Below are 15,111 nucleotides of genomic sequence, written 5' to 3' on the forward strand. Positions count from 1 at the left end.
ACCCGGTCCAGGTGGAACCTCCGGGAGGGAGGGAAATGGCAGGAGAAGGCGGTCGGCCGCGCTGTGCGGCCGAAGTCAATCCGCTCGGTGATGTGTGGCTATGGCTGCCCGCCATGTCGGGCTGATGCGGCGCCGGTCGTCGATGCACCGGTAGCCTGACCTCGTGTCCACACGTGCCTCTCGCCGGGTAGCTCTGATCACGCTCGGTTGCGCCCGTAACGAGGTGGACTCGGAGGAGCTGGCGGCCCGCCTGGCCACTCAGGGCTGGCAGCTGGTCGACGAGGCCGCCGACGCCGATGCCGTGCTAGTGAACACGTGCGGCTTCGTCGACGCGGCGAAGAAGGATTCGATTGACGCCCTTCTTGCCGCCGATGACCTGCGTGACCAGGAGGGCGTGAGCGGGCCGCGAGCTGTCGTTGCCGTCGGGTGCATGGCCGAGCGGTATGGCAGTGAGCTCGCCTCCAGCCTGCCCGAGGCCGATGCGGTGCTTGGGTTCGATGCGTACCCGCGCATAGGCCAGCATCTGGATGCGGTCCTCGCTGGTGCCGAGGTGCCGACACACCGGCCGCGAGACCGCCGCCGCCTGTTGCCGATCACCCCGGTGGACCGGCCTGCAGCCGCCGTCCACGTGCCGGGCCATGGCGATCGGGGCGAGCGCGGAGGCAACCTGGCGTTGGCGTCCGTGGAGCGTCGCCGGCTGACCGCAGGGCCGGTCGCGGCGTTGAAGATCTCCAGTGGGTGCGATCGGCGGTGCGCGTTTTGCGCTATTCCCTCCTTCCGCGGATCGCATGTGTCCCGGCCTCCGCAGGACGTGCTTGCTGAGGCAGAGTGGCTGGCCGGCGAGGGGGTGCGTGAGTTGGTGCTGGTCAGCGAGAACTCGACGTCCTACGGCAAGGATCTCGGTGATCTGCGCGCGCTGGAGACGCTGCTGCCTCAGCTCGCTGCCGTGCCGGGCATCATCCGGGTGCGGACGGTCTACCTGCAGCCGGCTGAGCTGCGTCCGTCACTGGTGGAGGTGCTGCTGACCACTCCAGGCTTGGCGCCGTATCTGGATCTTTCGTTCCAGCATGCAAGTCCAGATGTGCTGCGCCGGATGCGGCGCTTCGGTGGCGCCGAGCACTTTCTGGACCTGCTTCGTCGCGCTCGTGCGCTGTGCCCGGACCTGGGTGCACGATCAAACGTCATCGTGGGCTTTCCCGGGGAGACCGCGGCGGACGTGGACATTCTCGCCGAGTTCCTGGTCGAGGCCGAGCTGGACGCGGTCGGTGTGTTCGGCTACTCGGATGAGGAGGGTACCGAGGCGGTCGGCCTGCCTGGCAAGCTCGATGTGGAGGAGATCGAGCATCGCCGGGTGCGAATCACCGATCTCGTTGAGCAGCTGACCGCGGATCGTGCGACTTCCCGTGTCGGGGATCGGGTGCAGGTTCTTGTCGAGGAGGTCACGGACGGGCTGGCCCACGGCTGCGCCGGTCATCAGCAGCCCGAGGTCGATGGGGCGTGTGTTGTGCGCCTGCCCGGACCGCCGCGGCAGGATCCGGTGCGGGTCGGTGATCTGGTGGAGGTGCGGGTCGTGGCGACCGAAGGGGTGGATCTGATCGCCGAGTTCGAGGCGGTTGTCGACCGGGCGCCGCGCGACGCGGTCACCAAGACGTGACGGCCGCTTCCGCCGGCGCGCCAGTGCTCAACGTGGCCAATGTGCTCACCGTGTCGCGTCTGGTGCTGGTGCCGGTCTTCGTCGCGTTCCTGTTCGCTGGGCCCGACCATGACGGCTGGCGGTACGCGGCGTTCGCGGCCTATGCCGTCGCCGCGATCACAGACCAGATCGATGGTCTGATCGCCCGCCATTGGCACCTGGTCACCGACTTCGGCATTCTCGTTGACCCGATCGCCGACAAGGCGCTCACCGGGGCCGCGCTGATTTCACTTTCCGCACTGGGTGAGCTGCCCTGGGCGGTTACGGTGGCGATCCTGGTGCGGGAGATCGGCGTGACCCTGCTGCGGTTGTGGGTCATCCGCTTCGGGGTGATCGCTGCGAGCCGGGGTGGAAAGGCAAAGACCCTGCTGCTCAACGTTGCCATCGGGCTGTACGTGCTGCCGCTGACCGGGGTGGCCGCGACCAGCAGGGCGGTGATCCTGGCGGCCGGGGTGGTCGTGGCAGTGATCACCGGGGTCGACTACGTCTATCGGGCGCTGGCCCTGCGTCGCCGGGCGGCCCGGCAGCGGGCGGCCACGGATGAAACACAGAGCGCAGCCAAGAACGGGACCACGGCAACGGACCGCGAGGGATATGCCGATGCGTGCTGAGCTTTTGGCTGTCGGTGACGAGTTGCTCTACGGCGACATCGTCAACGGTAACGCCGCCTGGCTCGGAGGTCAGCTCGCCGACGTCGGGGTGACCCTGGAGCGGTCCGTCGTCGTCGGCGATGAGGTCGAGGTGATCGCTGCCGCGATCCGCTCGGCGTTGGATCGCGCGGACACCGTGTTGATCACCGGGGGCCTCGGTCCCACACAGGACGATCTGACCCGCGAGGGCATCGCGGTCGCGGCAGGTGGCGTCGAGGTACGCCGGGTCGAGGCTCTCGCCGACGAGCTGGCCCTTCGCTACGAGCAGCAGGGCCGCAGCGGCGACGTGCCGAACATGAACTTCCGTCAGGCGGAGCTGCCGGCCGGCGCGCAGCCGCTGCCCAACCTCGCGGGGACCGCCCCGGGGGTGCGGATGGAGATCGGCGCGGGCGTCGTCTACGCAATGCCAGGTGTTCCGTTCGAAATGACCGCGATGTTCACTGCGAACGTCCTGCCTGACCTGCTGCGCCGGGCTGGCCAGCCGGCGGTGGTGGTGCACCGGGTGCTGCGTACCGCGGGCATGTGGGAGTCGTCGGTCGCGCAGGCGCTGGCCGAGGAGGTCGAACGGCTGGCTCCGATCGGTAATCCCCGGATCGCGTTCCTGGCCAGCGAGGGGCAGACCCGGGTCCGGATCACCGCTCGCGCGCGAGACCGGGCTGCTGCCGACGAGCTGATCGCACCGGTGGAGACGGCGGCCCGGGCGGCGTTGGGGGCCGGGGTGTACGGCAGCGATAGCGACACCCTCGAGGGCGTCGTGCTGGCCCTGCTCGCCGCGCGAAACGCGACGCTCGCCGTCGCCGAGTCGGTCACCGGTGGCCTGCTCGCCGGCCGGCTGACCGACGTGCCCGGCTCGAGTGCGGTGTTCCGTGGGGGGGTGGTGTCCTATGCGACGGAGGTGAAGACGTCGGCGCTGGGGGTGGACGCCGGGGTGCTGGCCATACAGGGTGCGGTGTCGGCGGCGACGGCGGCCGCGATGGCGAGCGGGGTCCGTGACCGGCTGGGCGCGGACTATGGTCTGTCAACGACCGGCGTGGCCGGCCCGGGCAGCGCTGAGGGGCATCCGCCGGGGACGGTGCATCTTGGACTGGCCGGCCCGGCGGGAGTGATCACTCGGCTGGTGCGGCTGCCGGGTGATCGGGCGCGGGTGCGGACGTTCGCGGTTGTGTCCGCCCTGGACCTGTTGCGTCGAACGTTGACTGCCGGCCCGAATGTGGCAAGCTGAACACGTTGCGTGACGAGCTCTCGATGAGACACGGGAGTAATCGCCGGACCCGAGGTGCTTACACAGTTACAGTCCCATCAACGACGGCCCGAGGGCCGTGGTGGTGGGTATACGGTGAACGCATCCCGCGGACGAAGGAGGAGGCTCGATGGTCCTGCTCCGACGCATGATCGGCGAGGCGTTGCGCCGCCGCCGTCAGGATCAGCACCGCACGCTTCGGGAGGTGTCGTCGGCAGCCAGAGTGTCGCTCGGCTACCTTTCCGAGGTCGAACGCGGCCAGAAAGAGGCAAGCTCCGAGCTGCTCGCGGCGATCTGCGAGGCGCTCGGGGTTCGGCTTGCCGATCTGCTGCGTGAGGTCAGCGAAGACCTGGAGCTCGCGGAGCTCACGGTCGGCGCGGCAGTGGGTGGTGCCACGGTGGTCGTGCCGGCTCGTCCGACCGTGGTGGAACGGGCGGCCTGAGAGTCGGCTTACGCCCTCCGATCCCGGGCACGTCTGTAGGCGCAGGCGACTGTCCGAGCGTGAGGGAGGGCAAACGAGCCATGAGCGCGATCCGAAGCCCACTGTCCGACGAGGCTGGCGTTGTTGCCGGTGAGGCCCTGCAGGGCGCCCTTGTCGATCTGATCGATCTGAGCCTGTTCGCCAAGCAGTTGCACTGGAACGTCACCGGCCGGACGTTTCGTAGCGTGCATCAGCAACTCGACGAGGTGGTCGACCTCGCCCGTCGGTACGCCGACGAGGTGGCCGAGCGGGCCGTCGCGATCGGCGTCAATCCGGATGGCCAGTCGGTGACGGTGGCCCGTGGCACCCATCTGCCCGGAGTCGAGGTCGGCTACGTCGCGGACGAAAAGGTGCTACGGCTCGTGACCGAGGTGCTCGCCGCAACGGTGACCAGGATGCGCACCCGGATGGACGTCACCGCGCAACCCGACCCGGTCACCCAGGATTTGATCATCGGTATCGTGCGCGACCTCGAACAGCAGCACTGGATGTTCCAGGCCGTGGTCTGAGTGTCCGTGGACTGAGCGTCCGTGGACTGAGCACCGGGTGATGGCCCGGATGGGGGTACGCGCAGTGGCGGCAGGCCCGCGGATCTGCCACTGTCCCGGTGAGATGCACCGCGCCGGTCCGAGCGGGCCGGTCAGAGAAAGTAGGTGACGTGAGCACCGCCTCACGACCCGAGGAGGAGGACGTCGCGCCCGGCCATCGGCCCATCCAGGTGTGCAAGGGCTGCAACGGTCTCGGTGAGCAGCTGGTGGTGTTCGCCACCGCCCGCGGCGGGTTTGTTCCGGCGTGCCGACCGTGTGCGGTGTGCCTGGGCCGGGGTCGCACGGCATTGAGCCCGCCGGTCTGACGCGAGGCCGACTCGATCAGGCCGTCAGTGGAGCCGCCGACCGGGCCGGCTCGTGCGACGATCGTGGTATGGCGAATGTCGTCCGCAGGATTGCCCGCTACCTGTCCGCGTCAGCGAACCGCAGGTTCGATGAGCGGGCGGATCCTCGGGTGCAGATCGACCAGGCTATCGAGGACGCCCGCCGCCAGCATGAGGCGCTGGTCCAGCAGGCGGCTCTGGTGCTGGGCAACCAGCGGCAGCTGGAGATGCGGATAGCTCGTCAGGCGGACGAGGTCGCGAACCTCACCGAGTCGGCGCGCTCCGCGCTGTTGCTCGCTGACCGGGCGCGCGCCGTGGGCGACCCGGTCAGTGCGGCCAGTTATGAGGAGACGGCGCAGGCCTTTGCCAGCCAGCTCCTGTCGGCAGAGTCGTCGCTGGAGGATCTGAAGAACCTGCATCGGCAGGCGGTTGCGTCCGCGGCCCAGGCCCGCACGGCGGTGGAGGACAACACCGCGCGGATGCAGCAGCATCTCACCGAGCGGGCCCGGCTGCTGACCCAGATCGAGCATGCGGCCATGCAGGAGCAGATGACCAGGGCCATGGAGGGGATGTCCACCCTCGCGCCCGTCGGGGACACGCCGACCCTCGCCGAGATCCGGGACAAGGTCGAGCACCGCTACGCGGTCGCTCTCGGCCGCCATGAGCTCGCCTCACAGGGCGCCGAGGCCCGGATGATCGAGGTGCGCCGGGCGATGTTGGACGCCCGCGCCCAATCCCGTCTCGCCGAGCTGCGTGGTGGCCTGCCCGGCGGCCCGGCAGCCGCGCCGCAGAGCTCACCGGCGCCCCCGTCACTGGCCAAGGGAGATCCCGCGGCGCGAGAGGAGCCCGGCGGCGATGGACGGTCATAGCCGCGCCCGCAGGTGGGACGCCGCCGTCGCGGCGACCGCGCCGGCGTTGCCGGACTGGGTCGGGGCCGGCGTCGAGCGTCGATCGCTGCGCCGGGTGCAGCGGCGCGATGTCCGGGGGCGGCGCTGGGTGGGCCGGTGGGTGGCGGTGACCACGGCAGGGTGGAGCGCGGTCGCGGCGCTCTCGCCGGTGGGCGCGGTGCTCGGCGGCTGGGAGTGGTTGCTGCTCGGCGCGGTCGCGGTTGCCCGTGCGGGTCTGGGCGGCCGGGAACTTGCGGCCCTGCACCGCGACGACGCCATGGTGCGGTTGCCCGGCGCGGTGGCGCCGAGCCCGTGGGAGCTGCGCGGATCCGCCGCGGCGGCACCGCTGCGCCGTGGTGAGGCGGCCCTCGGCGCGCTGGTCGCGCTGGCCCGCTCGCTGAGCTCAACGGGTCCACCAAGCGTCCTGGCCTACGGCGCCGCAGGCGGTGCGGTCGAGGTGGTGGACGGGTTGCGGCTCGGCGCGGTTCGGGTGGTGGCCTGTGAGGCGGCGATGCGCGCGGTGGTCGATCCCGGTCGGCGGGCCGGACTGGTCCAGGCGCGGGACGACCTGGTCGCTGTGATGCGGACGTCGGCGGCCGGGCTGGATGATCTCCTGGTGGCGGCCGTCGAGGTGGTCGGTGGCGCCGCTGCGGGCGCGGCCGATCTGGAGCGGCTGCGGGCCGATACGGAGCTGCTGCGCGAGTACGCGCAGGCGCTGCGCTCGCTGACTGGCTGAGCGGTACGGGAGCTGCTCGGGCCAGTACGTCCGACAAGGCGTCCCCCACAGTGTCAGCTATCCAACTGGGTGGCACCTTAGGGGGAGTGATCGCCACGTTTACGCCCGGTTCATCGATTACCCAGCGTAATGTATGGCAATCGGTCATAGGTCGTTTGGGTGGATGGACAACCACCTGGCCGGCCTCGGAGTCGTTTTGGCGCCGTTTGGTGGTGTTAGGCCGCAGAAAAACCAACAGATTCGCCCCTGTCGTGCACACCGTGCGTAAGCGTTGTGCTGGTCGGCTGGACGTCGGGGTCGGGCGACACTGGCCTGCCCAGGGGTGGATGTGTAATGTCCGGCTTGTCCAAAGCTCGCTGTCTGGCACACGGCGGGCACAGAAGACCAAGGCGCACTGCGGTCCCCGGTACTGGCGCGTACCGGACCGGCTCGCGGGGCGCTGGGGGGTGGCGCGGTCCTAGCAGGTCAGAGGTGGACTTACCGTGACATGCCCAACCGAGGAGATTCCCTCGGTCGGTTCCGTGGTCGGCACGAGCGTCGCCGAGCTGGACCGGCCCTACAGCGAGCAGCGTTGGTCGCTGATCCTCCCGCACCGGGAGCGGCTGATCCACATTGCCCGGCGTCGGCTGCCGAGTAAGGCGGACGCGGAGGACTGCGTGCACGAAGCCTTCATCCGAGCCGCGGGATTTCGCGATCTTGATGCAAGTCGGGTCGGTCAGTTCCTGACCACCACCGTCCTGCGGTTGTGCGTCGACCATCACCGGGCTCGGCAACGAGCCGAGCGCGCCGTGGTCCGCGGGTATCTGCAGCCGTGGGAGCCCGCTCCAGACGACTCGGTCTGCGACCGGGCTGAGGCGCGGTGGTTGCTGGCGCGGGCGGGAACGCTGCGTGGTCGTGAGCGTCAGGTGATCATGGCGCGAGCGGCGGGCATGAGCACCCGGGAGGCTGCGGCGGATCTTGAGATCAGTCTGAAGGCGGCCGAGGGCGCGTTCACTCGCGGCCGGGCCCGCCTGATCTCCTTCTCGCGGAACTGATTCGACCGGATCGTCCTGTTTTTCCGGTACCCACGTCCACCCGGAGCTCACGTCCCGCCCCCGTCGGGCTGATCGGGTTTCGTTCCGGGTAGCGAGCACCAGATGGCTGGCAGCGCGGGCACCACGTGGTTCGGCGACCTTCGCCGTGGCCGTGTTCGGGCCCGCCGCCACCGTCATCCAGATCTTCGTGTGCACCGTCGTCCGCGCTGTCGGCGACGAGGATGCGGCTCCCGCACCGCCGGCAGGGTCGCCCAGCCCGACCATAGACCCAGTGCTGCTGGCCTGGTCGCGTGGACCCGGTCGTCACCTGATGGCCGCCCCGGGCGCCAGCAGAGATCATCAGCTGGGCTCGGTGGACGAGCCCGGCGAGGTCGGGCACATCGTCCACCGGCGTCCAGGGCGAGACGCCGGCCAGGAAGCAGGCCTCAGTCCGCCAGATGTTACCTAGTCCCGCCAGGTTGCGCTGGTCCAGCAGGGCCGCCCCGATCGGTCGCCGCCCACGTGCGCGCAGCCGGGCAACAGCAGCCTCGAGATCCCAGTCGACGCCGAGGACGTCCGGTCCCAGGTGACCGACCACCTCCTGTTCCCGGTCGCTGGTCAGCAGTTCGACGACGGCCAGCCGGTAGCCGACCGCGACCCGCTGCCGGGTGACGAGCACGGCACGGATCTGCCAGTCCGGTCCACCGGTCCACCGTGCATCCGGGTCATACAGGTGCCAACTGCCCTCCATGCGGAAATGGGTGTGCAGGGTCAGCTCCCCGTCGAACCTGGTCAGCAGGTGCTTGCCGCGGGCGGCGACGCTGCTGATCCGCCGGCCGGCCAGGTCCACGGTGGCCAGCGCCGGCACCCGGAAATCACTGTGCAGCACCACCTCACCGGCGAGCGCCGCATCCATCCGCCGGGCGGCCCGCCACACGGTGTCACCCTCCGGCACGCCTGTCCTCCGGGAGTCTGCGGGCGACCAGGAGCGCACCCGCCAGCCCGATGACCGTGGTCAGGGCGAAGGTCGCGGCGAGTCCGGAGGCCGGCGTCGCCGCTGTGGCCTGGCCGGCGGCCACCGCCACACCACCGAGCCCGGCACCGAAGGCGGTGCCCAGGTTGTCGGTCAAAGAGACCGCCATGCTTGCCTCGCCCTGCCGATCCTGCGGGGTCAGCGCAAGGACCAGCGTCACGATCGTCGAGTACGCCAGGCCGATACCGTAGCCGGCCAGGCCCCAGCAGGCGACCGGCACGGCCAGCGGCAGCCAGGCAGGCAGCAGCACCGTGGCGAAACCACCGGTCCCGACCGCGACGAGGACGAGCCCGCCAGCGACGATGCTGCGGGTTCGCACCTGTCCGGCGAGGCGAGCCTGGGTCCAGGACCCGGCGGCCCAGCACAGGGTCGCGCTGGACACGGCGATGCCCGCGACCATGGTCGACTCGTGCCGCACCGCAGTGAACGACAGCGGGACGAACGAGTCGGTTCCAAAGAAAGCCCAGGTCAGCAGCCCCCTGCTGGCCACAGCGGCAGGAATGCCGGGACGCATCCGCAGGGTCCCAGCTGGAAGCAGCCGCCGCAGCGGACCGAACCCACAGACCAGACCCGCCCCGAGCAGCGGCAGGCCGAGCAGCGAGCGGCTGGTCAACCCGGCGAGCACGAGCCCGGCACCCACGGTGACCCGTACCGCGGCAAGCATCAGCGCGCCACCCCGTGCCGGGCCGGCATCGGGGTCGGTGTCGCCGGCCGGGTCGGCGGCAGCGGGCAGGGCACGCAGGGCCCGCAGCGGGATGAGACCGAAGGCGATGGTCAGCGGCAGCAGGCCGCCGAACACCCACCGCCAGCCGAGATGCGCGGCGATCAGGCTGGACAGAGCTGGACCGCCGAGCCCCGGCACCACCCAGGCCGTGGACAGCACGGCGAAGACTCGGGGATGTAACGCGTTCGGATAGGCCCGGCCGATGGCGGCGTAGGCCACGGCGGGAATCGTGCCGCCTCCGACGCCCTGCAGGGCGCGGGCGGCGACGAGGACCGGCATCGTTGGCGCCACCGCCGCGACGGCCAGCCCGACGGCGAAGCACACCAGACCGACGAGGAACGGGCGGGCCGGTCCGGTCCGGTCGACACCGCTGCCCGCCAGCACGATGCCGATCGTCGTGCCGAGGAAGAACGCACTGGTGACCCAGCCGTACAACCCGAAACCGTGCAGGTCGGTGACGACCTCGGGCAGGACCGTGACCACCGCGAGGGCCTCGAACGCGACCAGCGTGATGATCGCGACCAGGCCGATGGTGAGGGCCCGTACCCGTCGGTCCCAGGCTGAGGCGATCGTCGGTTCGCTCACCGCCGCAGACGCAGCCCACGCGGTGTCGGATGAAAGCCGGCCCGGGTGAGCGCGGCACCGATTGTGCTGGTCGTGACGGCAGTCCCGTCTGCCTTTTCGACGCTGAGCGCGCCCAGCGCCCCGTCGACGACTGCCCGGGCCAGCGCGGCGGCGGCGTGGTCGACGAGTCGGTCGTCGGTGGTCCAGGTCAGCAGGGAACGCCCACCGCGCTCGACGTACAGGACGAGCTGCCCGTCGACCAGCACCACCAGCGCGCCTGCCTTGCGGCCCGGGCGGTGCCCGGCCGGCAGATCGGCTCCGGTGGACGGCCGGTCCGGCCAGGGCAACGCCGCCCCGAACGGGTTCGCCGGGTCGGTCGCAGCCAGCACGATCCCGCCGGACGTGCCACCCTGCGGATCGCGCCCGGGCCCAGGCGCCCATTGCGGGGCGTCATCATCGTCACGCTGGGTGGCGGCGATCGCGCGCAGGCGATCGACCGCGCCGGGCACGGCGAACTGCGCGGCGCCCAGGGACTCGACGAAGTACCCGCGCCGGGCCCGACCGGCGTCCTCGAACGCGCTGAGCACCCGGTAGACCGCGGCGAAGCCACCCGGTGGATGCTCGACGGTGACCGCCCCGCGGGTGACGATGCCGTGCCGCTCGAGCAGCGCCTCTGCCTGCGCATGTGCCCGCCGGGTGGGATCATCGTCGCGGGCCGGCAGCACCGACCACCGGCCGGCGGCAGTGGGCGGCCCGGTGCGCCGCGGCAGTGCCGGCCGACCGTACCGTGCCTGGCGGGTCCGGGAGGCCCGTCCGCCTCCTCCCGGGACCAGGCCGCCACCGCCTCCGCCGGCCCCGGCCGGCCCGCGACCCGCGGCGAGCACGACGCGCAGCGGAGCCAGGGTGTCGTTGGTGATCTGACCGGTCCAGACCAGATCCCACAGGGCGGTGGTGAGGGCCGTGTCGTCGAGTGAGCCGACCCGGTCGGACAGGGCCCGGAAGAACAGTGCCGACCCGTCGCCGAGCGCGTCAAGGAGCGCGATGTGCAGCGGACCGGCGGCGGCGCCCGGATCAGCGGCGGGCAGCAGCAGCGGCGCGGCATCGGCGGTGACCAGGGTGAGCCAGCCGTCCCCGCCGGGCAGACCGCCGGCGCCGGCCCAGTGCACCTCGCCGGCCGAGCACAGCTCGTCGAGCAGGGCGGGGGAGTAGTCACGTACCCGTGCCGGCAGCACCAGCCGTTCCCAGGCACTGGCCGGCACGAGTGCACCCTGCAGCTGCTCGATGGCCTGCAACACGCCGTCGACACCGCGGGCGGAGCGGCGCCCGGCACCGGTGATCCCGTGCCAGGCCGGCAGGAACGCCCCGAGCGCGCGGACCGGGGTCGGTTCGATCTCGCGCCGCAGCGCCGCGAGGCTGCGCCGACGCAGCATCCGCAGCACCTCCGCATCGCACCACTGTGCTCCCGCGCGGGCGGGATGCAGCTCACCGTGGACCAGTCGGCCGCGCGCGGTCAGCGCGTCCAGCACCGTGCGGACGACGGCGACACCGAGGCCCAGGCGCCGGGCGGGTTCGGTGGCGTCGAACGGACCGTGCGTGCGGGCGTAGCGGGAGAGCAGATCCCCGAGGGGATCGTCGACGGGCGCGGTGAAGGCATCGGGTACGCCCAGAGGCAGGGCGACGCCGAGCGCGTCGCGAAGCCGCCCGGCATCCTCGACCGGCACGAAGCGTTCCTCGCCGGCGATGCGCACGCGCAGGATCCGCCGGGCGTGTTCGAGCTCTGCGAGCCACTGCGGTGTCGCTCCGCGGGCGACGGCCTCCGCGAGGGTCAGGTCGCCGACCAGGCGCAGCAGGTCGGCAACCCCCTCGGCATCGCGGGCATGGCGCGAGGAACTCAGCCGGCCGAGGTCCGCCTCCACCTGGGCGAGGGCGGCCGGGTCGATGAGCTCGCGCAGGTCGGCCTCGCCCAGCAGTTCGGCGAGCAGCGAGCTGTCCAGCGAGAGGACCTGGGCGCGCCGTTCGGCCAGCGGGGCGTCCCCGTCGTACAGGAACGCGGCGACGTAGCCGAACAGCAGAGCGCTGGCGAACGGTGACGGTGCCGGCGTCGCCACCTCGATGACCCGCAGCGTCCGGGCCGCGATCTCGCGCATCAGGGCGACCAGGGACGGGGTGTCGAACACGTCCTGCAGGCACTCCCGCATCGTCTCCAGCACGATCGGGAAGTCACCGAACGCCGCCGCCACCGACAGCAGCTGCGCGCTGCGCTGACGTTGCTGCCACAGCGGGGTTCGCCGGCCGGGAGTGCGCCGTGGCAGCAGCAGGGCCCGGCCGGCGCACTCGCGGAAGCGGCTGGCGAACAGGGCGCTGCCGCCGATCTCGGCCCGCACGAGCGCGTCGATCTCCTCGGGGTCGAACACGGCGAGTTCGGCGCTCGGCTCCTGCGCGGCGTCCGGGATGCGGGCGACGATGCCGTCGTCGGTGTGCATGATCTGTACCTCGGTGCCGTACTGCTCCCGTAGGCGGGCGCCGAGCGCCAGCGCCCACGGGGCGTTCACCGGCGCACCGAACGGCGAGTGCACCGCAAGCCGCCAGTCGCCGAGCTCGTCGCGGAAACGTTCGACCACGATCGTGCGATCGTCACTGAGATGACCGGCGGCGGCCCGCTGGTCACCGAGGTAGCGCAGCAGGTTTGCCGCGGCCCAGGCATCGAGCCCGGCAGCCCGCAGCCGGGCGTCGGCCGCGTCGGCCGGCAGGCGGCCGAGCTCACGCAGAAAGGCGCCGAGCTCCCGGCCGAGCTCGGCCGGGCGCCCCGGGGTGTCGCCGTGCCAGAACGGCAGCCGACCCGGGCGGCCCGGGGCCGGCGTGACGAGCACCCGGTCCGCGGTGATCTCCTCGATGCGCCAGCTGGACGAGCCGAGCAGCACGACATCGCCGACCCGCGACTCGTAGACCATCTCCTCGTCCAGCTCGCCCACCCGGCTGTTCTTCTCCCCGACCAGAAAAACGCCGAACATGCCACGGTCGGGGATGGTGCCGCCGCTGGTCACCGCGAGGCGCTGCGCCCCCGGACGGCCGCGCAGCACGCCTTCGGCCCGGTCCCAGACGATCCGGGGCCGCAGCTCGGCGAAGTCGTCGGACGGGTAGCGCCCGGCCAGCATGTCGAGCACCCCCTCCAATGCCGACGCCGGCAGGGACGCGAACGTGAACGTCCGGCGCACCAGCGCGCCGAGATCGTCAACCGGCCAGTCCTCCATGGCCGTCATCGCCACGATCTGCTGGGCGAGCACATCCAGCGGATTGCGTGGACAGCGCAGCCGCTCGATCTCCCCGGCCCGCATCCGCTCGGCGACGACGGCGCATTCGAGCAGATCACCGCGGTGGCGGGGCAGGACCACCCCGATGCTTGACGCATCGACCTGATGCCCGGCGCGGCCGACCCGCTGCATGCCGGCGGCGACGCTCGGTGGCGATCCGATCTGAACAACGAGGTCGACCGCGCCCATGTCGATGCCGAGCTCGAGGCTTGACGTCGCCACCACCGCGGGCAGTCGCCCGGCCTTGAGATCCTCCTCGATCAGCCGCCGCTGCTCCCGGCTGACGCTGCCGTGATGCGCCCGGGCCACCTCCGGCCAGGCCGGATCGATCCGGGCGAGCCCGGCCGCCCCCATCACCTCGGCTGGCAGACCGCCCGGCGCGCTGGCGTCGACATCAGCCCCGGCCGCCCCATCGGCAGCATCTGCGTCAGTGCCGTCGCCATCCCGCGCCAGGGCAGCCGCCGCTGTCTCCAGCCGGTCGCCGTAGCGCTCGTTGAGCCGGGCGCACAGCCGTTCCGCCAGACGCCGGGAGTTCACGAACACGATCGTCGACGTGTGCGCGAGCACCAAGTCGAGCACCCGCTCCTCGACCGCCGGCCAGATGGACGCCCGCGCGGGCGCCGCCGCCGCGGACCCGCTGGCGTCGGCCTCGGCGATCGGCTCACCCAGGTTCGCCATGTCCTCGACCGGCACGATCACGTTGATCTCGAGGGTCTTCATCGTCGGCGGTCGCACGACCCCCACCGGTGCGGTGCCCCCGAGGTAACGGGCGACCTCGTCGACCGGCCGGACCGTCGCCGACAGCCCGATCCGCTGCGCCGGCTCCTCGAGCAGCGCGTCGAGCCGCTCGAGGCTGACCGCGAGATGCGCGCCCCGCTTCGTGCCGGCCACGGCGTGCACCTCGTCGACGATCACTGTGCGGATGCCGCGCAGCGACTCCCGTGCGGCGCTGGTGAGTAGGAGAAACAACGACTCCGGCGTCGTGATGAGCACATCGGGTGGTCGGGTGAGGAATCCGCGCCGTTCGGTGGCCGGAGTGTCACCCGAGCGGATGGCGACCTCGACCTCGGGCTGGGGTAGGCCCAGGCGCTGCGCCGCTGCCCGCATTCCGGCCAGCGGGGTGCGCAGGTTGCGCTGCACGTCGACAGCCAGCGCCTTCAGCGGGCTGATGTAGAGCACCCGGCAGCGGCGGGACCGCTCCGGCGGCGGCACCCGGGCGAGCGCGTCCAGCGACCACAGGAAGGCGGCGAGCGTCTTGCCGGACCCCGTCGGCGCGACGACGAGGGTGTTCCCGCCGCCGCGGATGGACTCCCAGGCACCACGCTGTGCCGGGGTCGGCGCGGCGAAGGCGGTCTGGAACCACTCCCGCGTCGGCACGGAGAACGGCGCGAGCGGATCAGCGGCCATGTCGTCCAGCATGCCGCCCAGTCTGCGACGCGGCACCGACACTTTCTGCCCGCGGGACCGCCCATTGTGCCCACAGATCAACCCCCGGTGTACTGGCCGCCCCGCACCGGCGGCCGGTACACCGCGGTGCACACTGGACGGGTGCGGTTGACCGAGTTCTGGGCGAGGATGAACAAGCAGTTCGGCTCCAGCTACGCGGAGTCGTTCGCTCGCGACCAGGTGCTGGCCGGCCTGGGCGGTGCCACCGTCGAGACGGCGCTGGCCCGTGGGGACGACGCCCGGACGGTGTGGCGGGCCGTGTGCGACGAGGTCGACGTGCCGGCCCGGGAGCGCTGAGGGCCCCCGACGGCGTGTCCCCGCTGTCGTCGAACTCCTGTTCGGCTATGGTTGTCCCCATGCGGCAACTTGTCCACAGATCAGTCACGGCCCTCGAAACTGTCGGACCCAGGGCCTAGCGTCAGCCTCGTGGCCAAGAATCGACGACCTCAGCATGGAGTTGCT

At 71.5% G+C, this 15,111-nt stretch carries 13 protein-coding genes; 10 read left to right on the top strand and 3 right to left on the bottom strand.

Annotated elements, in window-relative coordinates:
* Positions 1–163: 163 nt before the first annotated feature.
* The 9 genes from rimO to ND747_RS17105 all read left to right on the top strand — a co-directional run bounded on the left by rimO (position 164) and on the right by ND747_RS17105 (position 7,592).
* A complete protein-coding gene (gene rimO, locus ND747_RS17065; RefSeq protein WP_251734594.1) occupies positions 164–1,654 on the top strand; it encodes a 30S ribosomal protein S12 methylthiotransferase RimO in 1,491 nt (496 codons plus the stop codon).
* Positions 1,651–2,304, top strand: a complete 654-nt coding sequence (locus ND747_RS17070; protein WP_251734595.1) for a CDP-alcohol phosphatidyltransferase family protein — start codon at positions 1,651–1,653, stop codon at positions 2,302–2,304. Before rimO ends, ND747_RS17070 begins: the two co-directional genes overlap by 4 nt.
* Positions 2,294–3,565 (top strand): competence/damage-inducible protein A, encoded by a 1,272-nt coding sequence (locus tag ND747_RS17075; protein ID WP_251734596.1) that lies wholly within the window; start codon positions 2,294–2,296, stop codon positions 3,563–3,565. The genes ND747_RS17070 and ND747_RS17075 overlap by 11 nt, the downstream gene beginning before the upstream one ends.
* A gap of 148 nt (positions 3,566–3,713) precedes the next feature.
* Entirely contained in the window at positions 3,714–4,025 is a 312-nt protein-coding gene (locus ND747_RS17080) for a helix-turn-helix domain-containing protein (protein WP_251734597.1), read from the top strand.
* Between the two features lie 80 nt (positions 4,026–4,105).
* Positions 4,106–4,573: a Dps family protein gene (locus ND747_RS17085; RefSeq protein ID WP_251734598.1), complete on the top strand. Its 468-nt coding sequence runs from the start codon at positions 4,106–4,108 to the stop codon at positions 4,571–4,573.
* Positions 4,574–4,722: 149 nt separating this feature from the next.
* Positions 4,723–4,917 (top strand): hypothetical protein, encoded by a 195-nt coding sequence (locus ND747_RS17090; RefSeq protein ID WP_251734599.1) that lies wholly within the window; start codon positions 4,723–4,725, stop codon positions 4,915–4,917.
* A gap of 68 nt (positions 4,918–4,985) precedes the next feature.
* A complete protein-coding gene (locus ND747_RS17095) occupies positions 4,986–5,804 on the top strand; it encodes a PspA/IM30 family protein (RefSeq protein WP_251734600.1) in 819 nt (272 codons plus the stop codon).
* Positions 5,791–6,558, top strand: a complete 768-nt coding sequence (locus ND747_RS17100) for a hypothetical protein (protein WP_251734601.1) — start codon at positions 5,791–5,793, stop codon at positions 6,556–6,558. The genes ND747_RS17095 and ND747_RS17100 overlap by 14 nt, the downstream gene beginning before the upstream one ends.
* 482 nt (positions 6,559–7,040) lie before the next feature.
* Entirely contained in the window at positions 7,041–7,592 is a 552-nt protein-coding gene (locus ND747_RS17105) for a sigma-70 family RNA polymerase sigma factor (protein WP_251734602.1), read from the top strand.
* Here the strand turns inward: ND747_RS17105 and ND747_RS17110 are convergent.
* From ND747_RS17110 to ND747_RS17120, 3 genes are read right to left on the bottom strand one after another with little or no spacing between them, the layout of a single operon-like run.
* Positions 7,549–8,526 carry a DNA-formamidopyrimidine glycosylase family protein gene (locus tag ND747_RS17110; RefSeq protein ID WP_251734603.1) on the bottom strand — a complete coding sequence of 326 codons (978 nt, stop codon included), beginning with the start codon at positions 8,524–8,526 and terminating at the stop codon, positions 7,549–7,551. The two genes, ND747_RS17105 and ND747_RS17110, sit on opposite strands and share 44 nt — an antisense overlap.
* Positions 8,513–9,913: an MFS transporter gene (locus tag ND747_RS17115; RefSeq protein WP_251734604.1), complete on the bottom strand. Its 1,401-nt coding sequence runs from the start codon at positions 9,911–9,913 to the stop codon at positions 8,513–8,515. The genes ND747_RS17110 and ND747_RS17115 overlap by 14 nt, the downstream gene beginning before the upstream one ends.
* On the bottom strand, positions 9,910–14,610 hold the full coding sequence (locus tag ND747_RS17120) for an ATP-dependent helicase (protein ID WP_374216254.1): 4,701 nt from the start codon (positions 14,608–14,610) through the stop codon (positions 9,910–9,912). Before ND747_RS17120 ends, ND747_RS17115 begins: the two co-directional genes overlap by 4 nt.
* 141 nt (positions 14,611–14,751) lie before the next feature.
* Here ND747_RS17120 and ND747_RS17125 point away from each other — a divergent pair, with 141 nt between their 5' ends.
* Positions 14,752–14,946: a DUF3046 domain-containing protein gene (locus ND747_RS17125; protein WP_251734635.1), complete on the top strand. Its 195-nt coding sequence runs from the start codon at positions 14,752–14,754 to the stop codon at positions 14,944–14,946.
* Positions 14,947–15,111 lie beyond the last annotated feature (165 nt).

It is taken from the genome of Frankia sp. R82, from assembly GCF_023716925.1.
Taxonomy (GTDB): Bacteria; Actinomycetota; Actinomycetes; order Frankiales; family Frankiaceae; genus Frankia.